This window comes from Mesorhizobium sp. BR1-1-13 (genome assembly GCF_020165515.1).
Classification (GTDB): domain Bacteria; phylum Pseudomonadota; class Alphaproteobacteria; order Rhizobiales; family Rhizobiaceae; genus Mesorhizobium.
The window spans coordinates 164,066-186,204 of record NZ_JAIUIH010000013.1 but is presented as its reverse complement, the minus strand read 5'-3'; the positions used below and the strand labels follow the sequence as shown (position 1 = coordinate 186,204).

The window sequence follows — 22,139 nt, the reverse complement described above, 5'->3', positions numbered from 1 at the left end:
CCTCGCAGAAATCGATCCAGGAGCGCAATGTCGGCTTCGTCTTCCAGCACTACGCGCTGTTCCGGCACATGACGGTCTCGGACAATATCGGCTTCGGCCTCAAGGTCCGGCAGGGCTCGACGCGGCCGCCGGCGGCCGAGATCCGCCGCCGCGCCTCCGAGCTGCTCGATCTGGTGCAGCTCTCGGGCCTGGAAAAGCGCTATCCGGCGCAGCTTTCCGGCGGCCAGCGCCAGCGCGTCGCACTGGCCCGCGCCATGGCGATCGAACCCAAAGTGCTTCTGCTCGACGAACCGTTCGGCGCGCTCGACGCGCAGGTGCGCCGGGAACTGCGCCGCTGGCTGCGCGACATCCATGACGCCACCGGCCACACCACCGTCTTCGTCACCCACGACCAGGAAGAGGCGCTGGAGCTTGCCGACCGCGTGGTGGTGATGAGCCAGGGCCGCATCGAACAGGTCGGCACCGCCGACGACATCTACGACAGGCCGAACTCGCCCTTCGTCTATGGCTTCATCGGCGAATCGAGCTCGCTTCCCGTCAAGGTCGAGAATGGCGAGGTCTGGCTCGCCGATCGCCCGATCGGGCTGTCCGCGCCGGACGCCGCCAGCGGCAATGCCACGCTCTACTTCCGTCCGCACGACGTCGAATTGCTGAGCGGCTGCTCTGGCTGCATCGCCGGCACCGTGGTCGCCAGCCGCCGCGTCGCCGGCACCCGCCGGGTGGAACTCGAGATCGGCGGCGAACGCCAGCGCGTCGAGATCGAGCTGCCCGTCGACCATCCCGCCGCGCAGAAGAGCCGGCTAGCATTCCGCCCGGGCCGCTGGAAGCTGTTTCCGGCTGCTTGATATTGGACCGAGCACTACTCCAGCCAGTTCTCGATCTTCAGGTTGCGGATTCGGATGAACTCGCCCGTATTGGCCGTTACCAAAGTGATGCCCATAGCGCAGGCGTGCGCAGCAATAAAAAGGTCGTTATGGCCAATGGGTTGGCCGGCGGCCTCCAGTTCTGCACGAAGGGCGCCATACTCTGCATCCGCCGGAAGATCGAGTGGCAAGACCGGAATCTCGGCCAGCAATTGCTCGACTTTTTTGAGCAGCCTGGCTGATCCCTTCCTGGCACAGCCATATCGCAATTCCGAGGCCACCACGATACTTGTGCAAATGGCGTCGTCTCCCTCGCGCTCCACTGCATTGGCGGCTTTGCCAGCCGGATTTCGGATCATGTCACTGATGATGTTCGTGTCCAGCATAAACCGCATCAAAAAATGTCCTCGGATTCGACCGGCGCATCATTGATTTCGGGAAAATCGTCCTCGGGGCCGAGCGGCGGCTCGTTTGCCCATTGGGCGAGCAACGCGCCGAGCCCAGCTTTGCGGATCGGCTCAATGACAAGGCGGTCGCCTTCACGGCTGATCAGGACCTTCTCGCCGGGGAGCTCGAACTCGACAGGAATGCGCACCGCCTGGCTGCGGTTATTGCGAAACAGTTTCGCCTCCTTCGACGGCCGTGTTGTTGAATGGCGGTGTTGGGGCATGGTTGCCTCCCTTTGTATATGCATATTGTATATGCATGCTGGCCCAGGAATGCAAAGGTAAGAAAGCGTTGGGCGGAACAGAATTCTAATGATAGCGCTCGTGACGACATTTTTTCTTACGGTGGCACCGCGAAACCATTGCAGGTGTCTCGTCGGGCCCGTGGCGCAGGGCTATGGTCGGGCGATTAAGCACTAGACGGAGTCTCATTTCATGAAGCGATTTCTCCTCGGCGTCGTCGCCGTCGCCGGCCTGTTCCTCGCATCTTCCCAAGCCTGGTCTGCCGACAAGCTGCTCAACGCCTCCTATGACGTCGGCCGCGAACTGTTCGTCCAGGTCAACAAGGCCTTTACCGAGAAGCACCCGGGCGTGAGCATCGACCAGTCGCATGCCGGCACCTCGGCGCAGGCGCGTGCCATCGCCGAAGGGCTTGGCGCCGATGTCGTCACCTTCAACCAGGTCACCGACATCGACTTCCTGGTCAAGAAGGGCCTCGTCTCGGCCGACTGGCAGAAGGATTTTCCCGACAACGCCTCGCCCTTCTATTCGCTGCCATCCTTCCTGGTACGGGCGGGCAACCCCAAGCACATCAAGGATTGGAGCGACCTGGTGCGCGACGACGTGCAGGTGATCTTCCCCAACCCGAAGACCTCGGGCAATGCGCGCTACACCTATCTGGCGGCTACCGCCTACGCCAAGGAGGCCTTCAAGGGCGACGACGCCAAGGTGAAGGAATTCATCACCAAGTTGTTCAACAACGTGCCGATCTTCGACACGGGCGGGCGCGCAGCCACCACCACTTTCGTGCAGCGCGAGATCGGTGACGTGCTGATCACGTTCGAATCAGAAACCCGCGGCATCCGCAAGGAGTATGGCGACGACAAATTCGAGCAGGTCACGCCTTCCGTCAGCCTGCTGGCAGAATTCCCGGTGGCGATCGTCGACAAGGTCGCCGACGAACATGGCACGCGTGATCTGGCCAAAAGCTATCTCGATTTCCTCTATACGCCCGAGGGCCAGGACATCGCCGCTGACAATGGCCTGCGCGCCCGCGATGCCGCTGTCGCCGCCAAGCACAAGGCCGACTTCCCGGACGTGCGCCTGCTGACGGTGGAAAACGTCTTCGGCGGCTGGGGCAACATCCAGAAAGAGCATTTCGCCGCCGGCGGCCTGCTCGACCAGGCCTATGGCAACCGATAAGGTTTTCGCGGCGCGATAGCAGGTTGGGATAAGCAAATCAGGAAAGCCGGCGCTTTGCCGGCTTTCTCCGTTTGCGGCAAACATTGGCAGATACGACGCCTGCCGCGCACGAGGTTACGAAGAATCAACGCGTTTGCGCCTAATGTGCCGGCAAATCGGCTTGTTCGCGAAACGGCAGCGCTCCACAAGCCCCGTCATCATTTGCACACAAACAGCCGCCAGATGCGGGTTGTTGGGGCTTCATGGGTTGACTCGGGCATGCTGACAAAAAAAGGCAAATACGGCCTCAAGGCCCTCGTGCATCTGTCCGGCTTGCCGGTTGGCCAATTGGCCTTCGTCAACGACATCGCGGTCGCCAACAACATCCCCAAGAAATTCCTCGATGCCATTCTGGGCGAGTTGCGCAATGCCGGCTTCGTCCAGAGCCGCAAAGGCAAGGAAGGCGGCTATCGCCTCGCCCGCCCGGCCTCGGAGATCAAGATCGGCCATGTCGTGCGTGTGCTGGACGGGCCGCTGGCGCCGATCCCATGCGCCAGCCGCACGCAATATCAGCGCTGCGAGGATTGCGACGAAGCGACGTGCCAGGTCCGGCACATGATGCTCGAGGTGCGCCAGGCAATCGCCGAGGTACTGGACAACCGCAGCCTTGCCGCCATGCGCGACGCCGACAATGATGATTTTCCGGTCGAGTTGACGTCGCAGATCTAGACCCTGCGCATGCGCGGCATTTGCCGGCACAAGTCGAATGCCGGCATCGCGCCGATCAAGGTTCAGAACCACCGCGCCAGGTGCACCGCCTCGGCAACAAGTTCGGCGATCGGGTGCGTCGCATCGAGCGTCAGCGCCCGCTCGTCCGCCGCCGGCGGCTCGAGAATCGCGAACTGGCTGTCGACCAGGCTTGCCGGCATGAAATGACCCTTGCGGTTGCCGACGCGCTGCCGCGCCGTGGCCGGGTCGATCTCCAGGTAGAGGAAGAGGATGTCACGGCGGAAGCCGCGCAGTCGTTCACGATAGCTTCGCTTCAGCGCCGAACAGGCGGCGACAACGCCCTGCCCTTTGCCGGCCGAGGCCGCGATGCGCTCGCCAATCGCATCGAGCCATCCCTCGCGCAAAGTGTCCGTCAGCGGCTCGCCTCTGGTCATGCGGGCGACGTTTTCCGGTGGATGCAGCCGGTCGCCTTCGATGAAGACGGCGCCCAGACTCTCTGCCAGCGCCATGCCGACGGCCGACTTGCCGCAGCCGGCGACGCCCATCGCCACGATGACCGGCGCCGGCCCGCTGGCACCGGTCGGCGATTGATCTGTCCTTTCCGCCACGATGGTCTAGCGGCTTGCCGGCGCGCGGCCGTAGAGCAGCAGCATGGCGACGATGACGACGCCATAGATGATCTGCCTACCCGCCTCCGGCATCTGCATGACCGACAGTATGGATTGCAGGAGCGTGATCAGGATGACGCCGGCGACAGTGCCGAGATAGGAGCCGCGCCCGCCAAGGATCGAGGTGCCGCCCAGCACGACAGCCGCGATCGACGGCAGGAGATAGGCGTCGCCCATCGACTGCGCCGCCTTGGAGGCGTAGCCGGCAAGGAGCACGCCGCCGAAGGCGGAGAGCCCGCCGGAGACGGCGAAGGCGATCATCACCACGCGCCTTGTATCGATGCCCGAGAGATAAGCGGCACGCTCGCGGTTGCCGATGCCGTAGACGGTGCGGCCAAAGCCCGTGCGGGTCAGAACGAACACCATCGCAGCGCCGATCAGCGCCCAGATGATGACCGCGTTGGGAACTCCCGGAATGGCAAAGCCGGTGGCCAGGTAGCGCATGGCGCCGGTGGCCGAATCCTGGGGCGAGAACCCGCCGGTGTAGACCACCATCAGCCCTTGCGCGACGGCGTTGGTGGCGAGCGTGATGATCATGGAGGGAATGCGCAGATAGGCGACGCCGATGCCGTTGAGGATGCCGATCAGCACCCCGCACAAGACGCCGAATGGAATGGCCAACGCAACCCCGGCCGGGCCATACGCGGCCGCGGCGCAAGCCATCATCGCGCCCGCCGCCACCGACCACGGCACCGACAGGTCGATCTGGCCGAGCAGGATGACCAGCATCATGCCGGTCGCGATGACGCCGAGAAAAGAGGCCACCTTGAGCTGCTGCAAGAGATATTCAGGCGACAGGAAGCTGCGCGAATAAAGACTGCCCAGCAGGAGCAGGACCACGATGCAGGCAAAGGCCGTCAGCACCGCGGGATCGGCGCGGCGGATGAATTTCGGCATGCGTCCGGCGATGCCGCCCAATGTCGTCTCGCTCACAGGAACCACTCCAGCCGGTTTCGGACCCTAAACAGGGCGAAGGCGCCGAGGCTGACGGCGATCAGCAGGATAACGCCCTGGAACAGCGGCTGCCACAGCGGGTCGAAATCGAAGACGAACAACAGATCGCCGATGGTGCGGAAGGCGAGCGCACCGAAGATAGCGCCGACGGCACTTCCCTTGCCGCCGAACAGCGAGACGCCGCCCAGCACCACGGCGGCAATGGAAAACAACGTGTAGGAGTTGCCGCTGGCATAGGCCGCTTCGCCCGTATAGGTGAAGAACGTCAGGAACAGGCCGCCGATCGAGGCCAGCAGCCCCGCCAGCGTATAGGCTGCGAACTTGCCGCGCCGGATGGGCACGCCTGACATGTAGGCCGCCATTTCCGACGACCCTGCCGCATAGGCCGCGCGGCCAAGCACCGAGCGGCTGAACGGCACCCAGATCACCAGCACGACGGCCAGGAGCACAACCATGCTGGCCGGCACCACGTCAAACACACGGCCCGTCAGCGCGTCGGCCAGGCCCTCATTGACCGAGCCGCCCGGGAACGGCCGCAGCAGCAGCCCGATGCCATAATAGACCGCGCCGGTGGCGATGGTGGCGACGATCGGCTGTAGCCGCCCGTAGATGACGATGGCGCCATTGATCGCCCCGCACAGCAGTCCGACGGCCAGTACCGCCAACACGCCAAGCGCCGTCTGCATCGGTGTGCCCACCACCAGCCAAGAGGCCAGGCAGTTGGTCAACAGGAAGATCATGCCGACGGAAAGGTCGATGCCGGCGGTGATCACCACCAGCGTCTGCGCCATGGCGACGAAGGCCAGCAGCACGCCCTTGTTGGCCGCCGTCTGCACGACATTGGCGGTGAAGCCGGCCGGATGGTTCGCGGTGTAGATGACGAACATGACGATGAAGATGCCGAGCGCCAGCAGCGTTCCGCGCTGCTCCGCCAGCCAGTAGCGCCAATCCTTCACGCCAAAATCCCTTTCACGCATTCGCTCCCCGGTTCACCGGGCTATCCCCGCCAGGCATGTTGAGCGCGCTCGATATCAGCGCCCGCTCGGTGATTTCGGCGCCCACCAGTTCGCGCTTGACCGCCCCGTCGTAGAGCACCAGCACCCGGTCGCAGCAGCCGATCAGCTCGTCATAGTCGGTCGAATAGAACAGGATTGCCGCCCCCGCGTCCGCCAGCTTGCGCATCAGTTGATACAGCTCCTGCTTGGTGCCGACATCGATGCCGCGCGTCGGATCATTGAGCAGGATGATACGCGGCTGGCGCATCAGCCATTTGGCGATGACGACCTTCTGCTGGTTACCGCCCGACAGCGCGCCGACCGGAATGTCGAGGCCGGCCGTCTTGATCGCCAGCAGGCCGACCATGTCGTCGATAAGCCGCTGCTCCGCGGCGCGGTCGATGATGCCGCCCTTCGACAGCCGGTCGAGCGCGGCGAAGGACAGGTTCTCGCGCACCGTCATCGGCAGCATCAGGCCTTCGGTTTTGCGATCCTCGGGAATGAGCGCCATGCCGATGCCGTTCTCGCGGGCAGCGGCGGGGCTGGCGATGCCGACCGGCTTGCCGTCGACCAGGATCTGGCCGCTGAGGCCACGCAGGACACCGAAGAAAGCGAGCAGCAATTCGCGTTGGCCCTGTCCGTCGAGGCCGCCGAGGCCAACCACCTCGCCTGCCCTGACCGACAGCGAGATGTTGTGCAGGCGATCCGTCCAGGAGAGCTTGCGGGCTTCGAGCACAGGCGCGGTGACGGCCGGCGCAAATGTCGGCTTGGGCGGGAAGATGTGGCTGTATTCGCGCCCGATCATCAGTTCGACGACTTCACTGTCGCTCTTCGAGCCGGCGGGATAGCTGGCGACATTGCGGCCGTTACGGAACACGGTGCACTGGTCCGCCAATTCGGCGATCTCGTTCATGCGGTGCGAGATGTAGAGCAGCGCCAGCCCTTCCGAACGCAGCCGCTTCAGCACGGCGAAGATCTTCGACACATCCGCCGCCGTCAGTGCCGAGGTCGCCTCGTCGAGGATCAGTATGCGCGGCTTCCTGGCCAATGCCTTGGCGATCTCGACCATCTGCCGGCGCGACAGCGGCAGGTCCTTGACCAGTGCCAGCGGATGAATGTCGGATGCTCCCGCACGCGCCAGGGCGTCCTCGGCGATGCGCCGCTGCGCCTTGCGGTCGATCATGCCGAAACGCTTCGGCGGATCGGATATGACGATGTTGTCGGCGACGCTGAGTTCGGGAATCAGCGACAACTCCTGGAAGATGCAGACGATGCCGGCCTTGTTCGCGGCGCCCGGCGAGGCGAAGGTCGCCTCGCGCCCGTCCAGCAGCATGCGGCCTTCGTCGGGCGCAACGACCCCCGCCATGATCTTGATCAGCGTCGACTTGCCGGCGCCGTTTTCGCCAAGGATGGCGTGAATGCTGCCGGCCTCGACCGACAGCTCGGCCTTCTCCAGCGCCCGCACGCCGCCATAGCGCTTCGATATGCCTTCCATGCGGAAGAGCGGAGCCGCACCGTCCATCAACCCTCCCAGGGCGCTCGTATATTCGGGGACCGGCGCCGCGGGTTGGCCGCAGCGCCGAAATGGCATCCGGCGGAACTACTGGTTTTCCTTGGTCTGGCCCATGATTTCCTGGGCGCTGAAGTTGATGCCGCAGGTCGGGAAGGAATTGCCGACGAAGAAATTGTCGGACTCCTTCGGGAAGTAATCCGTGCCTTCCTTCATGTCCGGATCAGAGGCGACAGCCAGCGGCAGCTTCACCTCTTGCGGCACCACCTCGCCTTCCAGCGCCGCAATGGCCGCCTTGATGGCGACGGCGACCTGGGCCGGCCCCGAGCCGGCGGAGGTGCACTTCAGGCCGTCGGCCGAATGCGCCGCGCAGAACTTGCGGAAACCGTTCTCGGTTTCGCCGCCGAACGGCACGAAGGGATGCTTGGCGTCGATCATCGCCTGCACGATACCGGTGTCACCGCCCTGACCGGTGATGCCGTCGAAGGGACCATTTGTGGCGATCGCATCCGCGGTCACCTTCTGTGCCACGCCGTCGTCCCATTTGCCGGCGACTTCGGTGACGTCCCATTTCTTGCCGGAAGCGTCGAGCACCTCATGAATGCCGTTGTGGCGGTCTGTATCAACGGAAGTGCCGGCCACACCGCGCACTTCGAGGATCTTGCCGCCATTCGGCACCTTGTCGACCAGCCACTTGGCCCACAATTCGCCGAGGCCCTTCTGGTCGACATTGACATTGATGGCGTCCTTGGTGTCGAGAATGTTGTCGAAGGCGACCAGCACGATGCCTGCCTGTTTGGCGCGCTTGATGACCGGGCCGAAGGCGGTCGGATTCTGTGCGTCGGTGACGATGGCGTCATAGCCGGAATCGATGAAGTTGTTGATCGCCGAGATCTGCGCCGGCACGTCCTCTCCGGTCGAGACGACCTTGAATTCCTTGATCTTGGCCTTGACATCCGGCTGGGCGGCATAGGCCTTTGCGGTCTGCACCATCTGGATGCGCCAGGTGTTGGCGATATAGCCATTGGCGAAGGCGATACGGTATGGGCCTTCCTTCTTGGGATATTTGAAGAATTTCGTGTCCGCGCTCCAGGGCGCGAAGCAGTCCGCTTGGGCGGCCGGGCCCGGCACGATCTCGGGGCCGGCGGCCATGGCGGCCGAGTTGAGCATGACGAATGCGCTGGCGGCAATGATGCCACCTACCAGTGACTTGATCATCGATAATCCTCCCATTTTGTAATTCTGATGTCGTTTCGCGATGTGAATTTCGTACGGTCGGCTCCGGCCCTCCTGCCTTGTCCTACCTGCCTTTCCGATGGCCAATGGCCTATGCGATGCCTCCTCCCCGTTGTTCCCAGGCTATTGGGGAAAATAGCATATTATCCATAATAAACAAGAATTAGTTGTCGCTTATGTATAATAGACAGGCTCCGTGCCGTTGCATTCTCTTCCCTGTCCGGTAGGAATGGTAGCGCTACCAAGAGTGCTGTGTAAAGCGCCCTTTCTCCTGATCGCGAAAGTGTGTTCAGCGGGCCGTGCTCTCGCGGCGTTTGAGTTCGAAACCGAGATCCACGACGCGCTGCTGCGGAGGCTCGCCTGCTATCGCCGCCAGCGCCATAGCCACCGCCCGCCGTCCGATCTCGTAGCGGGGCGTGCGGATACTGGTGACGGAGGGAAACGCCACCTGCATCATATCGAGATCGTTGAAGCCGACGATGCCGACCCTCTTGGGTACACTGATCGAAGCGCGATGACACTCGAACAGCGCGCCTAGCGCGATGTCGTCATTGTTGCAGAATACGCCGTCGAGCGTCGGCATCTTGGCCAGCGCGCCGCGGAAAAGTTCGCGCCCCAGCGTTACGCTGGACGGCACCGGCGTGGTGGTGATCAGGCGTGGATCGAACAGGCCGGCTTTCTCCACCGCCATGCGGTATCCTGCCAGGCGTCGCTGCGAGCGCGGATCCATGCGCGCGCCGATGAATCCGATGCGACGGTAGCCCGCCTCGATCAGATGCTCGGTCGCCGCCCTGCCGCCGTCCAGATGCGAGAAGCCGACCATCATATCCACCGGATCGGGGCCGGTTTCCATGACCTGCACCACCGGGCAGCCTGCGTTCTCCAGCAATTTTCGCGAGGCCGGCGTCTGGTCGATGCCGGCCACGATCAGCGCCGCCGGCCTTTGCGGCCCGAACACCTGCAGCAGCCGCTCTTCTTCAAGTCCGGAATAGTGGGTGTTGCCGAGCTGGATGCGGAAGGCGCTGTCAGACAGGCTGTCATAGATGCCACGCACCACCTCCGCAAAGACGCTGTTGGTAAGCGACGGCACCAGCACGCCGAACACCTCGGCCCGGGCCGAGGCCAGCGCCCGTGCGTTGGGATCCGGCACGTAGCCCAGTTCGTCGACGGCGGCGTGGATCTGGCGACGCAGGTCCTCGGAGACCCGCTCCGGCTCGCGCAAGGCGCGAGACACGGTGATTGCGCCTACGCCGGCCTTGCGCGCGACGTCGGATATGGTCGGGCGGCCGCCGCCTCGGCGCGAGCGCGGCTTGATCAAGGACAGGCTCCATGCGGTGCGTGGCCGCCAAGGCGCTGCCGCAATACGATCGACGTTGCTGTCGCCATTTCACCAGCCTGTGCCGCACCACTCGCCTCTGGCGTCGCGCAGCCCCGGCCCGTTGTCAAGCCGAGGCGCTTGCGGGCGAGTGCTTCCGCTCTGCCTCAGGCCATTGCCGTCGCGCCGCGTCTTGCCTTCCAAAGCACCAGCACCATCATCAGGATGTTCAGCAGGTTCCAGGCGATGCCGTTCAGGAATGCGGCGGCGTAGGAGCCGGTCAGGTCGTAGATCCAGCCCGACATCCAGCCGCCGATCGCCATGCCGAAAATGGTCGCCATGATGACGATGCCGACGCGTTGGCCGGCCTCCCTGGCGGGCATGTATTCCCGCACGATGATCGCATAGCAGGGCACGATGCCACCCTGCGACAGGCCGAAGACCAGCGAAACGATGTAGAGCGAGGCAAGCCCGTCGAAAGGAATGTAAAAGAACAGTGACAGGCATTGCAGCACCGAGCCGATAAGCAGGGTCTTCACCCCGCCGATGCGGTCGGCGACGAAGCCCGAAGCCACGCGGCTGACCACGCCGGCCGCCATCATGATCGACAGCATGTCGGCGCCATGCGCGACGCCGTAGCCAAGATCCATGCAGTAGGCCACGATATGCACCTGCGGCATCGACATCGCCACGCAGCAGCCGAGACCGGCAATGACAAGCAGCACCTGGAGTGCCGTCGGCGACAGCGAGATCGGCTGCACCAGCCGGCTGCCTGCGGAACCGGCAACCGCGATCGGCGCGCCGCGCCGCAGCATCAGCACCAGCGGCACCATGGTCGCCAGGCAGAAGAGGCCGATGGCCACATAGGTGAAGCGCCAGCCTTCCGCTTTCATCAGGGGCGGCATGACGGTAGGCCAGATCGTTCCGGCGAGATAGCTGCCGGCCGCGGCCGCCGCCACGGCGACACCGCGCCGGCGGTTGAACCAGTGCGAGATGTCAGCGATCAGCGGCCCGAAGATCGCCGATGTACCGACCCCGATCAGCAGGCCCTGGGCGAGCGTGAATTGCAGGATCGAGGTCGACAGCGCCGCCAGCAGGAAGCCGGCAACCAGCGCCATCGAGGAAGCAAGCGCCGGGATCCAGTAGCCGACACGGTCGATAGCGCGCCCGACCAGAACGTTTCCGGCGGCAAAGCCGACCATCGTCGCAGTATAGGGCAGAGCGGCGTCGGCCCTGTCGACGCCGAACTCGGCCTGCACGGCCGGCAGCACCACGACCACGGCCCACATGCCGACGCCGCCGACTGTCGATAGAAGCGTCGATACCGCCAGCCGTATCCATGCATGCGAGCTGTCGACGACGGCACTACCGGCTGCTGGTGAGGAGAAGATCGAGGCCAAGCTGTTTCCCATTCCGTCATCGACATTGACCATTGTCGCGGTCATGCGGCCTAGCGGCCGACGGTCCTTTCGCCACTATCGGCGCATTCGCCGCGCCGAGCAGCGCCACATGGGTAATTCCATGGTTCCAGAGTTCGTCGGTTCCGGGCTCACCGGAACGTGCGACGACGAAGGACGTTCTGCAATCAGCTCAACGCGAAGGAGATTGCCATGACCGCAAAACGGAAATGGTCGGCTGAGGTGACCGAGCACAGCAATGCCATGGATCTCGAAGACCATGTCTTCGAATCCCATGACCCGAAGAAGATCGCGGCTTCGCTCAAGCGGTCGGCCGAACACAGCGACCGGCGCAAGGCCGAACCGTTCCAGTCCGCCATGTCGATGCTGAACTTCTACATCAACCGTGCCGGCAAGAACCTGCCGGCGAAGCAGAAGAAGGTGCTCGATGACGCCAAGGACGAACTGCGCGCGGCGTTCGGACGTGAGAAGGAAGGGTAGGCAGAAAGCCGCGTAACGGGTTCCTGGAACGTCTTATCGTGACCTGATCACGCCGTCTGTGTTGGCGAGCAGCTTGCGTACCGCGGCACGCGCCGCGTCCGGCCGCTGCAGGCGGATGTTCTTCTCGATCGCCTCGTGCATCTTCTGTGCGTGCTGCAAATCGTCGAGTTCCCGCGTCGTGTAGGTGAAGAGATGGTCGAAGGCGGATTCGATCAGCACCCCGAGCGGCACCAGCAGATCGTTGCCAGACGCCCGCAGGATCGCGAGATGAAAGCGCGTGTCGGCGCGGGTGCGCTCCTGCAGGCTTGGCGCCTCGCCCATCTCGCGGCAGGCTTGGCTTATTTCGGCCATTTGTTCGTCGGTCCGGCGCATGGCGGCAAAAGCCGATGCCTCCGGTTCGATGATGTGGCGGAATTCCTGCACGGTCTTCAGAAATACCTCCCGATCCGGCGAGGTCGCGTACCAGGCAAGCACGTCGCGGTCGAGCAGATTCCAGCGCTCCTTCGGCTCGACCCAGCTGCCGATCTTGGGGCGCGAGGCGAGCAGGCTCTTGGCCATCAGCATCTTGATCGCCTCGCGTACCGCCGAGCGGCTGACGCTGAAGGTCTCCGACCATTTGGCTTCGTTGGGCAGGATGGTGCCCGGCGGATAGTCGCCACGCACGATCCTGAGCCCGATCTCGCTGGCCAGCGAGGTGTGCACGCTGGAGCCCGGAATGCGCGCCGCATCGGTGCGGCGAACGCCGGCCTGACGCTCGGCCGATACCGCTTTTGCCGGCGATTTTTCCTTGTTCGGCTTCGCGTCCCGCATACGCTCCAGAAAGTCCGGATTGAGCAGGGTGTCAAGCACGGCAAGCGGGTTCACCCGCAAAGCCGGCTTCTGTGCACAACTCAAAACCCCTGCGGGGCGTGTTTTCAAGCGATCTTCACGTATTTGCGCCAGCTGTGTTCCGGCCGAAAGCCCAACATGTCGCGCGCCTTGCGATTGGACAACAGCGTCTCGAATTCGCCGAGCTCACCCTTGACCGGCACACCGGGATAGAAGCGCTTCAGCAGTTCCGCGGTCGGCAAGTCGGACGAAGTGTCGTCATTGGCAGCGTTGAACACCTGGTAGCCGAGCCCGTCCTTCTCGATGGCGCGCAGCGTGATCTGGCCGAGGTCGCGCGCATCGACATAGCTCCAGGCGATGCGCTTGCGGAAACCGGGATCGGCGAACCATTTCGGAAACAGGGAATATTCGTGCGGTTCGATAACGTTGCCGATGCGCAATGCATAGATGTCGGTACCGTCGCGCTGCGCAAAGGCCCGTGCCGTCTTCTCGTTGACGACCTTGGAAAGGGCATAGCTGTCCATCGGATCGACGTCGTATTCTTCGTCGAGCGGGAAATATTTCGGCGCGCGCGGCTCGTTGGCGAAGACCAGCCCGTAGGTGGTCTCGCTGGAGGCGATGATCACCTTGCGGATGTCGAGCTTCACCGCCGCCTCGATGACATTGTAGGTGCCCATCGCGTTGATGCGGAACACTTCGTTGTCGGGCGTGATCATGATGCGCGGGATCGCGGCGAAATGCACCACGGCGTCGACGGGCTGGGGGCGCAGCGACGGGTCGAATTCATGCAGGCCCGCATAGCTCGACAGCGCGTTGAACACCTGCCCGCTATCGGTGATGTCGGTAATCAGCGTGCGCACCTTGGGATTGTCGAGCGGCTTGGTGTCGATGTTGAGCACCTGGCAGCCCTGCTCCACCAGATATTGCACGACATGGCGCCCAGCCTTGCCGCTGCCGCCGGTGAACATGATCCGCTTCGTCATTCTGGTCTCCACGAAAGCCCTGGGATTATGTGTATTGTCAGACAATATTGCTTTCTGCAACCGCATACGGCTAAAACAGCAGCGACATTATCGATAATCGTAAAACAGGACAGACAGCATGAACACGACCGCAGCGAGCGAGAAGATCGGCTTCATCGGCCTTGGCCTGATGGGTTATGGCATCGCCAAGAACATCGTCGACAAAGGCTATCACCTGACCTTCCTCGGCCGCAAGAACCGCAAGCCGGCGGAGGATCTGGCTAGCCGGGGCGCCCACGAAGCCGCGACCTCCCGCGACGTGGCGGCGGCATCGACAATCGTCTTCATCTGCGTCACCGGTTCACGCGAGGTCGAAGCCATCATTCGCGGCCCCGGCGGTCTCAAGGAAGGATTGAGAAAAGGCTCGGTCGTCGTCGACTGCTCGACCTCCGACCCGGTCTCGACCGTTGCGCTGGCCGCCGAACTCAAGGCGCTCGGCGTCGACTATGTCGACGCGCCGCTCAGCCGGACGCCGAAGGAGGCCTGGGAAGGCACGCTCGACGCCATGGTCGGCGCACCCGAGGCCGTCTTTGCCAGGGTCAAACCGGTGATCGAAACCTGGGCCGGCCGTATCGTCCATATCGGCGACACAGGTGACGGCCACCGCATGAAATTGCTCAACAATTTCGTCTCGCTGGGCTATGCCGCGATCTATTCCGAGGCATTGGCCCTGGCCGAGAAAGTCGGCATATCGCCGGCGCGCTTCGACAGCGTCATCCGCAACGGCCGCATGGATTGCGGCTTCTACCAGACCTTCATGCGCTGGACGCTGGAGGGTGACCGCGATGCCCACAAATTCACCGTCGCCAACGCCTTCAAGGACCTGACCTACCTCGAATCGATGGCGGGTTCTGCCGGCATCGCCAACCCGCTCGGCAACGCCACCAAGAACGCCTTCGCCGGGGCCTTCGCCACCGGGCCGGCCGAGCAGTATGTGCCGATGCTGGCCACCCATATCGGCAAGGTCAACGGTGTCGACCTGATGCCGATGAAGGATGGAAAGAAACAGACGATTTAAGAGTGAGAAGCGGTCCGCAGCGGATGAAAGGCCAATAGCTGGGCTTTTCGAGCTTCGAACGCCTGCGAAGAGCCGACGAAGGCTACGCATTGCCCAGGGAAAGGCGATCACCAAGCGCCAGCGCCGGTCACCCTCGCCCCCTTCCGACCCTCTCATCGGTATCGGCGAGCAGCTTGTGCACGGCGTTGCGCGCCGCCGCGGGTCGCTGCAAACGAATATTCTTCTCGATCGCCTCGTGCAGCTTCTGTGCCCGCCGCTGGTCGCCGACCTGCTGTGTCGTGAAGACGAAGAGGTGATCGAGCGCCGATTCGATCAGCACGCCGAGCGGCACCAGCAGGTCGTTGCCAGAGGCTCGCAGGATGGCGAGATGAAAGCGCGTATCGGCCCGGATGCGCTCCTGCAGACTTGCCGCCTCGCCCATCTCGCGGCAGGCCTGGCTGATCTCGGCCATCTGCTCGTCGCTGCGCCGCACCGCGGCAAAGGCGCTCGCTTCCGGCTCGATGATGTGACGGAACTCCTGCACGGTCCGCAGGAACACCTCCCGGTCCGGCGCGGTCGCGTACCAGGCGAGCACGTCGCGATCCAGCAGGTTCCAGCGCTCCTTCGGTTCGACCCAACTGCCGATCTTGGGGCGGGACGCCAACAGGCTCTTGGCCATCAGCATCTTGATCGCCTCGCGCACCGCCGAGCGGCTGACATTGAACGTTTGCGACCATTGGGCTTCGTTGGGCAGTATGGTGCCGGGCGGATAGTCGCCGCGCACGATCCTGAGCCCGATCTCGCTGGCCAGCGAAGCGTGCACGCTGGCACCGGGAAAGTGCGCCGCATCGGGCCGGCGCATGGCGGCCGGACGGCGGCCGGCCTGTGCCTTGGTCCGAATGGCTCGCTTGTTTGACTTTTCGTCCGGCATCCACGTTCCAATGCGTCGGCCGTACCTGTTCCGGTCAGGAACTGTCGGTCCGCCGATGCCATTGCCGAAAATTCGAACCTCGGGCGCGCCAAAGCCGGAGCCGCTGCCCCTGAAATGCGTGTCCCCGTTCGTCAGCAGAGCTGGCGGGGCGCCCGCTGGCGAGCGCCCCGATCGAGACGCCTACTTCTGGATGCAGGTGTCGACCGTATCCTTGGTGCATTCGTCGAGGCCGGTGAACACCGGATCGTCGACCTTCTTGCCTTCGATCAGGTCGATCATCACGGACGGCGCCTTGTAGCCCATCTCGAACGGCCGCTGGCCGACCAGCGCGGTGACAAGGCCATCCCGCGCGATCGCCACCTCGTCGCCGATCGTGTCGGCGGCGCCGATGACGAAGTCGTTGCTGGCCAGCTTGTCCTTCAGCGGTCCGACCAGATCGCGATAGGGCTGCGGCGCGCCGAACAGCGGCCAGCCGCCCATGATGCCGAACGCATCGAGCTTGGGGTTGGCGGCAAGGATGTCGGTCATCGCCTGCACGCCCTTGGCGCCGTCGTCATTTGTGAACACCGGGCAGCCAGCCACTTCCGTCCAGCCGCCTTCGCCGGCAAGGGCTGCAAGTCCTTCCTTGCCCGACAGCGCGTCACGCATGCCTTGCGCGCGGCGTAGGATGTTGTCGGCCGCCGGATTGCCCTCGATGGTGCAGATCGTGCCGCCATTCGGCTTGGCCTTCTTGATGTATTCGCCGATCTTCTTGCCCATCAGATAGTTGTCGGTGCCGAGATAGGTCTTGCGAAGTGCTGCGTCCTCCTTGGCAAGGTCGGCATCGACGGTCATGATCGGGATCGACGGGTTGGCGCTCTTGATCGTTTGCGCGATCAGCGGCGCGTTGGACGGCGAAATCGCCATCGCCACCGTGTCCGGCTTGCTCAGCATATCCTGCACGATCTGCGCCTCGCCGGCCTCGTCGGAAGTCGACGCCGGACCGGTGTAGAAGCACTCATATTCCGAGCTGGCGTTTTCCTTGTTCCATTTCTCGCAGCCCTGGTGGATGGCCTCGAAGAACGGATTGTCGAGACCTTTCACCACGATGACGAGCTGCTTCTTGGCCAAAGCCGGCCCGGCGCCCAACGCCATGGCGGCGACGGCGGCGAGCAAAACTGTTTTCCTCATGTCAGTCCTCCCTTGGAAACAGACGGACACGGCGTGCCCGCCACACAGATCGTCCTGATGCGAGATGACAGAAGCAAGCGCTCGTGCCGTCAGGCCAGGCCGATAAGCATTTTCAGATGCGACCAGGCCGGCAACGATGCCGGCACGATCGGTAATCCTCCACCGGTTGCGCCGCCAAACGACGTCGTCAAAGCCGGCATATCTTCCTCCGACGCTCAACTAATAACGGCTTGCCGCCAACGTCAATTGCTATTTGTCCTACAAAACGGATTTTTCCAGAAAAGCAGGATCTCATTCGTCCGACAATTGCCCAAATCTTATTCGTCAGACAATTGACGCCCGTGCAGGCATTTGCGTAAATGACCGCGTCGCTGCTTCCGGGAGGAGCTGGGGGAGCGAACCGAAGCCGTCGCCCCTTCCGGGGACAGACGGCCAGACATGGGAGGCAAAAGGCTGGTGGCGGTTCTCGAACTCACCAACATCTCGAAGCATTTCGGCGCCATCCAGGCGGTGAACGACGTGTCGCTGTCGATCGAGCCCGGCCAGGTCGTCGGCCTGATGGGCGACAACGGCGCCGGCAAGTCGACGCTGGTCAAGATGATCGCCGGCAATTTCCGCCCGAGCCACGGCACCATGCAGATGGACGGCGAGGATCTGATCCTCCACAAGCCGGTCGAGGCCCGCCAGCACGGCATCGAGATCGTCCACCAGGATCTGGCGCTGTGCAATAATTTGACGGCGGCGGCCAATGTCTATCTCGGCCGCGAACTGCGCCGCGGCGTCGGGCTCTTCCGTATCCTCGACTATGCCGCCATGTACAAGCGCGCCGGCCAGATATTCGCCGAGCTCAAATCCGAGACGCGCCCGCGCGACCTCGTCAAACAGATGTCCGGCGGTCAGCGCCAGGCGGTGGCGATCGCCCGCACCATGCTGTCGCAGGCCAAGATCGTGCTGATGGACGAGCCGACGGCGGCGATTTCGGTTCGCCAGGTGGCGGAGGTCCTCAACCTGATCCGCCATCTGCGCGACCAGGGCATCGCCGTGGTGCTGATCAGCCACCGCATGCCCGACGTTTTCGACGTCGCCGACCGCGTCATCGTCATGCGGCGCGGCAGGAAAGTCGCCGACAAGGCGATCGCCTCGAGTTCGCCCGAGGAGGTGACAGGGCTGATCACCGGCGCCATCGAGCAGGTGGTGTGAGAGCGGCAAAACCGGATTTCATTGCGCTGGCGCGTTTCGCTGCCGGCAGGAAAGGTCGATAATGGCAGTCACCCTTGATCAGACGATCGCGCAGAAACAGCACAGCTTTCTGTCGCGGCTGCTCTCCAGCCAGACGTTCTGGGTGGTGATCGCCGTCATCCTCGCCTGTATCTTCCTGTCCTTTGCCACGGATGCCTTCGCCACCCCGAAGAACCTCTTCAACATCACCCGCAACGTCACCTTCGTCGCCATTGTCGCGCTGGGCATGACCTTCGTCATCATCACCGGCGGCATCGACCTCTCGGTCGGTTCGGTGCTGTGCCTCTGCTCGATGGTGCTGGCCGTTACCATGCATGCCGGGTTTTCGATCGAAGTCGGCATCCTGGCCTCGATCGCCACCGCACTCGTCATCGGCGGCTTCAACGGCATTCTGATCGCCTATCTCGGCTTTCCGTCCTTCGTGGTGACGCTCGGCATGCTGTCGATCGCCCGCAGCCTCGCCATGGTCGCCTCCAACAACACCGTCGTCTTCCAGTTCGGGCCCGATCACGACAAGCTACTGGCGCTGGGCGGCGGCGCCTGGCTCTTCGGCATCGCCAATCCGGTGCTCTACATGATCCTTTTGGCGCTGATCACCGGCTTCGTCCTGCGCTGGACCAAATTCGGCCGGCATATCTTCGCCATTGGCGGCAACGAGCATGCTGCGACGCTGACCGGCGTTCCGGTGCGCCAGATCAAGGTCGCCGTCTACATGATCTCGGCGCTGTCGGCGGGAATTGCCGGCATCATCCAGACAGGCTGGCTGGGCGCAGTCACCACCAATCTCGGCAACGGCATGGAGCTGCAGGTCATCGCCGCCACCGTCATCGGCGGCGCCAATCTCGCCGGCGGCGTCGGCACCGCCTTCGGCGCCATCGTGGGTGCCGCCCTCATCGAGGTGATCCGCAACAGCCTCGGCCTGCTCGGTATCAACGCCTTCTGGCAGGGCACCTTCATCGGCGGCGCCATCCTGCTTGCGGTGCTGTTCGACCGCATCCGCAACTTCAGGCGCAGCGATTAAAAGCCTGTCTTCGCCGAAGTGGCGTTCATCCCGGTCCTATCGCTCAGTCTGAAAATCGGCTGAAGCGGCCTGCCGCGAATACCGGCCGTGCGGCTATGCCTTGACGGATACGGAAAACCGGCCGCACAATCCCCAAGCAGGCGAAGGGAGGCCAGTCGCCTGCGGGAGGATATACCCATGACGGAAGCGATCAGGCTCTACTGGGGCCGGTTCGGACATGTTTCTGTCCTGAATGTCGCGAGCGACTTCGTCACCCATGCCCATGTCGAGGCACATCTCATCATCTGGCTGGAAGGCACCGCCGGCGAGATGACCATCGGTCGTGAGACGGTCCTGCTTGGGCCTGGCACGGCTGCCGGCATCAACTCGTTGCAGCCGCACAGCCATGTGCTGTCGCAGGACGGCACGCCTGGCCTGTTCCTCGCCTTCTACATCGACCCGGACTGGGCACGGCGGCGCCGTGACCTGCCATCGTCCGCGCCGCTTTTCGCGCAGGCGTCAATCACGCTCGAACCCTGGCTGCACCAGGCTGCCGCCGGCCTGCTCGATCGTCTGACCGACAATGAGAGCATCGACGATGTCGCCAATTACGAGATCGAGCGCTTCATCGATTCGGTGCTCGATGCCGCCGAAGCTTCAGCTCCGCAGGAACCGCGCGGCCGCGTGAACACCATGCAGGATTTCCGCGTCCGCAAGGCGATCCAGCTGATGAAAGCCAATGTCTGCGAGCGTATCTCCTTCGATGACGTGGCGCGCAGCGTCGGCCTCTCGCGGCCGCATTTCTTCGCTCTGTTCAAGGAACAGACCAGTTTGACGCCCAACGTCTACTGGAACACGCTGCGCATGGAGGAAGCGGTGCGCCAGCTCCAGTGGTCGCATGAGCCGCTGATATCGGTCGCCTGCAATCTCGGCTTCACCACCCAGGGCAATTTCTCGCGTTTCTTCCGCGACCATGTCGGCGTGCCGCCGACGCTCTATCGCGAAGCGGCGCGAGCAGTGTCCTGACGGAGCGGAAACCGGCTATTTTCAGACTGGTTGATACGTGCCCAAGACGCATTGATAAGCACCGCGACCGCGGTCGGCCTACCATCCCAAGCAGAACGTTTGCAAGGGAAAGAGCATATGGCTGATGTCACCATCTCCAGCGTCATCGACGCGCCGGTCGAAAAGGTCTGGGCGCGGATCCGCGACTTCAACGGACTGCCGAGCTGGCATCCGCGCATGGTCGAAAGCCATATCGAGGACGGCAAGGACCCCACCACGATCGGCTGCGTGCGCAACTTCCAGCTGGCCAGCGGCGCACGGCTGCGCGAAAAGCTGCTCGATTTCTCCGATGAGAATTTCCTCGTCAGCTATTCGATCCTGGAAACGCCGCAGCCGCTCACCAACCACAAGGCTACGCTGCAATTGCGGCGCGTCACCGACGGCGACCGCACCTATGCCGAATGGACCGCCAGCTTCGACGCAGCACCCGAAGAAGCCGACAAGCTGGCCGAGGGCATGGGCACCAATGTCTTCCAGGGCGGCTTCAACGCCCTGAAGAGCCATTTCGCCGGCCAGGGTTGAGGAGCGGGCCATGGCGCTGGCATTGCAGAGTTTTGCAACGGTGAAAGACGCCAGCGCGGCGCTGAAAGCCGCCGGCACGCGCTATCTCGGCGGCGGCACGCTCGTCTTGCGCGCCGCCAATGAAGGCGATGTTTCGGTCTCCGGCCTTGTCAGGTCAACCGACCCGGCCTTGTCGGCCATCGCGGTCTCCGGCGGCACGATCCGCATCGGCGCTTCGGTGACCATGGCGGCGATCGCCCGCCATCCCGAGCTCAGCCAGCTTGCCAAGGCCGCGCGTGCCGTTGGCGGTCCGGCGATCCGCAACATGGCGACCGTCGGCGGCAATCTGTTTGCGCCAAGTCCCTATGGCGATTTCGCAGTCGCCCTGCTGGCGCTGGACGCCATCGTGAGCACCAATGACGGCGAAACGCCGATGGAAGCGTTTCTGGCCAAGCGGGACGGGAGCCGCGCGATCGTCACCTCCGTCAGCTTCACGCGGCCGGCACAGGGGAGTTTTCGATTCGTGAAGGTCTCGCGGGTAAAGCCCAAGGGCGTCTCGGTGCTCAGTATCGCCGCTATCCTGGAACAGGCCGGCAACGGCACGATATCCTCGGTGCGGATCGCGCTCGGCTGCATGGCCGACCGGCCGATGCGAGCCAAGACAGCCGAGAAAGCGCTGCTCGGCAGGACGCTGGACGCGGACGGCATTGCTTTGGCTCTGGCTGCCGCCAACGACGGCATCGCACCTATTACCGACCCGATCGCCAGCGCCTGGTATCGCGCGCAAGTGCTGCCGGTTCATCTCGGTCGGCTGCTGCTCAGCTAGTCACATTTCGGGGGCGCGCGCTTGCCCTGCGGGGCAGGCGCGCAAGGAGGAAGAATGGCAAAGGTTCCCGTCCAGTTCACGCTCAACGGTTCTGAGAAGGCCGAATTCGTCGAAAGCGGCGCCACGCTGCTCAACGCCTTGCGCGACAAGATCGGCGACACCTCGCCAAAGGGCGGGTGCCATCAGGGCACTTGCGGCGCCTGCTCGGTGATCGTCGACGGTGAGCTCCGGCTGTCCTGTCTGACGCTCGCCGAGACCTGCAATGGCGCTGCCATCACCACCACGTCGGGTCTTGCCGAAGGCGGCGTGCTGCATCCGCTGCAGCGCGCCTTCCTCGACGCCTTCGCCACGCAATGCGGCTTCTGCACGCCGGGCATGCTCATGGCGGCCAAGGTGTTGCTCGACCACACGCCCGATCCCAGCCGCGACGACGTCGTCGAAGCGCTGTCGGGCAACATATGCCGCTGCACGGGCTACGAGCCTATCATCCAGGCGGTGCTCACCGCCGCTCGCGCCAACTCGCAGAACGCGGCCTGAGGGAAGCA

General features: G+C 63.6%; 24 protein-coding genes. 11 read left to right on the top strand and 13 right to left on the bottom strand.

Translation table 11 applies throughout. From position 1 onward, the window contains the following. A partial coding sequence (locus LB533_RS25650; protein ID WP_224678456.1) for a sulfate/molybdate ABC transporter ATP-binding protein occupies positions 1 to 845 on the top strand: 845 nt, incomplete at its 5' end. 14 nt (positions 846 to 859) lie between these two features. Here the strand turns inward: LB533_RS25650 and LB533_RS25645 are convergent. Both LB533_RS25645 and LB533_RS25640 read right to left on the bottom strand, forming a co-directional pair. Beyond that, on the bottom strand, positions 860 to 1,258 hold the full coding sequence (locus LB533_RS25645; protein WP_181169615.1) for a type II toxin-antitoxin system VapC family toxin: 399 nt from the start codon (positions 1,256 to 1,258) through the stop codon (positions 860 to 862). After that, positions 1,258 to 1,533 (bottom strand): antitoxin, encoded by a 276-nt coding sequence (locus tag LB533_RS25640; RefSeq protein ID WP_140553856.1) that lies wholly within the window; start codon positions 1,531 to 1,533, stop codon positions 1,258 to 1,260. The genes LB533_RS25645 and LB533_RS25640 overlap by 1 nt, the downstream gene beginning before the upstream one ends. Before the next feature lie 211 nt (positions 1,534 to 1,744). Here LB533_RS25640 and LB533_RS25635 point away from each other — a divergent pair, with 211 nt between their 5' ends. Continuing rightward, positions 1,745 to 2,731, top strand: a complete 987-nt coding sequence (locus tag LB533_RS25635) for a sulfate ABC transporter substrate-binding protein (protein ID WP_140644284.1) — start codon at positions 1,745 to 1,747, stop codon at positions 2,729 to 2,731. 258 nt (positions 2,732 to 2,989) lie between these two features. Next, complete coding sequence (locus LB533_RS25630; RefSeq protein WP_006202816.1) at positions 2,990 to 3,439, top strand: RrF2 family transcriptional regulator; 450 nt, start codon at positions 2,990 to 2,992, stop codon at positions 3,437 to 3,439. A gap of 62 nt (positions 3,440 to 3,501) precedes the next feature. Here LB533_RS25630 and LB533_RS25625 read toward each other — a convergent pair whose 3' ends face one another. From LB533_RS25625 to LB533_RS25595, 7 genes are all read right to left on the bottom strand, one after another. Continuing rightward, a complete protein-coding gene (locus tag LB533_RS25625) occupies positions 3,502 to 3,984 on the bottom strand; it encodes a gluconokinase (protein ID WP_140644377.1) in 483 nt (160 codons plus the stop codon). Positions 3,985 to 4,053: 69 nt separating this feature from the next. Continuing rightward, positions 4,054 to 5,040, bottom strand: coding sequence for an ABC transporter permease (locus LB533_RS25620; protein WP_140644286.1), 987 nt, complete (start codon positions 5,038 to 5,040; stop codon positions 4,054 to 4,056). Then, positions 5,037 to 6,017, bottom strand: coding sequence for an ABC transporter permease (locus tag LB533_RS25615; RefSeq protein WP_140644379.1), 981 nt, complete (start codon positions 6,015 to 6,017; stop codon positions 5,037 to 5,039). Before LB533_RS25615 ends, LB533_RS25620 begins: the two co-directional genes overlap by 4 nt. A 13-nt stretch (positions 6,018 to 6,030) precedes the next feature. Beyond that, positions 6,031 to 7,578 (bottom strand): sugar ABC transporter ATP-binding protein, encoded by a 1,548-nt coding sequence (locus tag LB533_RS25610; protein ID WP_140644288.1) that lies wholly within the window; start codon positions 7,576 to 7,578, stop codon positions 6,031 to 6,033. Positions 7,579 to 7,656: 78 nt separating this feature from the next. Continuing rightward, complete coding sequence (locus LB533_RS25605) at positions 7,657 to 8,784, bottom strand: sugar ABC transporter substrate-binding protein (protein ID WP_140644290.1); 1,128 nt, start codon at positions 8,782 to 8,784, stop codon at positions 7,657 to 7,659. Positions 8,785 to 9,091: 307 nt separating this feature from the next. Next, on the bottom strand, positions 9,092 to 10,120 hold the full coding sequence (locus tag LB533_RS25600) for a LacI family DNA-binding transcriptional regulator (protein ID WP_140644292.1): 1,029 nt from the start codon (positions 10,118 to 10,120) through the stop codon (positions 9,092 to 9,094). 164 nt (positions 10,121 to 10,284) lie between these two features. Then, entirely contained in the window at positions 10,285 to 11,529 is a 1,245-nt protein-coding gene (locus tag LB533_RS25595; RefSeq protein ID WP_140644381.1) for an MFS transporter, read from the bottom strand. A gap of 198 nt (positions 11,530 to 11,727) precedes the next feature. Here LB533_RS25595 and LB533_RS25590 point away from each other — a divergent pair, with 198 nt between their 5' ends. Continuing rightward, positions 11,728 to 12,015, top strand: coding sequence for a DUF3175 domain-containing protein (locus LB533_RS25590; protein ID WP_140644294.1), 288 nt, complete (start codon positions 11,728 to 11,730; stop codon positions 12,013 to 12,015). A 33-nt stretch (positions 12,016 to 12,048) separates the two neighbouring features. On the opposite strand, the gene LB533_RS25585 is transcribed toward LB533_RS25590, so the two are convergent. Together LB533_RS25585 and LB533_RS25580 are read right to left on the bottom strand one after the other, a co-directional pair. Beyond that, positions 12,049 to 12,825, bottom strand: coding sequence for a FadR/GntR family transcriptional regulator (locus LB533_RS25585; protein WP_224678462.1), 777 nt, complete (start codon positions 12,823 to 12,825; stop codon positions 12,049 to 12,051). 104 nt (positions 12,826 to 12,929) lie between these two features. Next, positions 12,930 to 13,826 carry an NAD-dependent epimerase/dehydratase family protein gene (locus tag LB533_RS25580; RefSeq protein ID WP_224678455.1) on the bottom strand — a complete coding sequence of 299 codons (897 nt, stop codon included), beginning with the start codon at positions 13,824 to 13,826 and terminating at the stop codon, positions 12,930 to 12,932. 118 nt (positions 13,827 to 13,944) lie between these two features. Here LB533_RS25580 and LB533_RS25575 point away from each other — a divergent pair, with 118 nt between their 5' ends. Then, positions 13,945 to 14,883 (top strand): NAD(P)-dependent oxidoreductase, encoded by a 939-nt coding sequence (locus tag LB533_RS25575; RefSeq protein WP_224678454.1) that lies wholly within the window; start codon positions 13,945 to 13,947, stop codon positions 14,881 to 14,883. A gap of 127 nt (positions 14,884 to 15,010) precedes the next feature. Here the strand turns inward: LB533_RS25575 and LB533_RS25570 are convergent, their stop codons facing one another. Further along, a complete protein-coding gene (locus tag LB533_RS25570) occupies positions 15,011 to 15,793 on the bottom strand; it encodes a FadR/GntR family transcriptional regulator (RefSeq protein WP_140553837.1) in 783 nt (260 codons plus the stop codon). A gap of 180 nt (positions 15,794 to 15,973) precedes the next feature. Next, on the bottom strand, positions 15,974 to 16,963 hold the full coding sequence (locus LB533_RS25565) for a sugar-binding protein (protein WP_140553836.1): 990 nt from the start codon (positions 16,961 to 16,963) through the stop codon (positions 15,974 to 15,976). Between the two features lie 456 nt (positions 16,964 to 17,419). Here LB533_RS25565 and LB533_RS25560 point away from each other — a divergent pair, with 456 nt between their 5' ends. The 6 genes from LB533_RS25560 to LB533_RS25535 all read left to right on the top strand — a co-directional run bounded on the left by LB533_RS25560 (position 17,420) and on the right by LB533_RS25535 (position 22,131). Then, positions 17,420 to 18,163: an ATP-binding cassette domain-containing protein gene (locus tag LB533_RS25560; RefSeq protein WP_224678461.1), complete on the top strand. Its 744-nt coding sequence runs from the start codon at positions 17,420 to 17,422 to the stop codon at positions 18,161 to 18,163. A 61-nt stretch (positions 18,164 to 18,224) separates the two neighbouring features. After that, a complete protein-coding gene (locus tag LB533_RS25555; RefSeq protein WP_140644298.1) occupies positions 18,225 to 19,223 on the top strand; it encodes an ABC transporter permease in 999 nt (332 codons plus the stop codon). A 177-nt stretch (positions 19,224 to 19,400) separates the two neighbouring features. Continuing rightward, positions 19,401 to 20,228: an AraC family transcriptional regulator gene (locus LB533_RS25550; RefSeq protein WP_140644300.1), complete on the top strand. Its 828-nt coding sequence runs from the start codon at positions 19,401 to 19,403 to the stop codon at positions 20,226 to 20,228. Positions 20,229 to 20,345: 117 nt separating this feature from the next. Further along, positions 20,346 to 20,789, top strand: coding sequence for an SRPBCC family protein (locus tag LB533_RS25545; RefSeq protein WP_140644302.1), 444 nt, complete (start codon positions 20,346 to 20,348; stop codon positions 20,787 to 20,789). 10 nt (positions 20,790 to 20,799) lie between these two features. Continuing rightward, complete coding sequence (locus tag LB533_RS25540) at positions 20,800 to 21,594, top strand: FAD binding domain-containing protein (protein ID WP_140644304.1); 795 nt, start codon at positions 20,800 to 20,802, stop codon at positions 21,592 to 21,594. 54 nt (positions 21,595 to 21,648) lie between these two features. After that, complete coding sequence (locus LB533_RS25535) at positions 21,649 to 22,131, top strand: (2Fe-2S)-binding protein (protein ID WP_140644306.1); 483 nt, start codon at positions 21,649 to 21,651, stop codon at positions 22,129 to 22,131. Positions 22,132 to 22,139 lie beyond the last annotated feature (8 nt).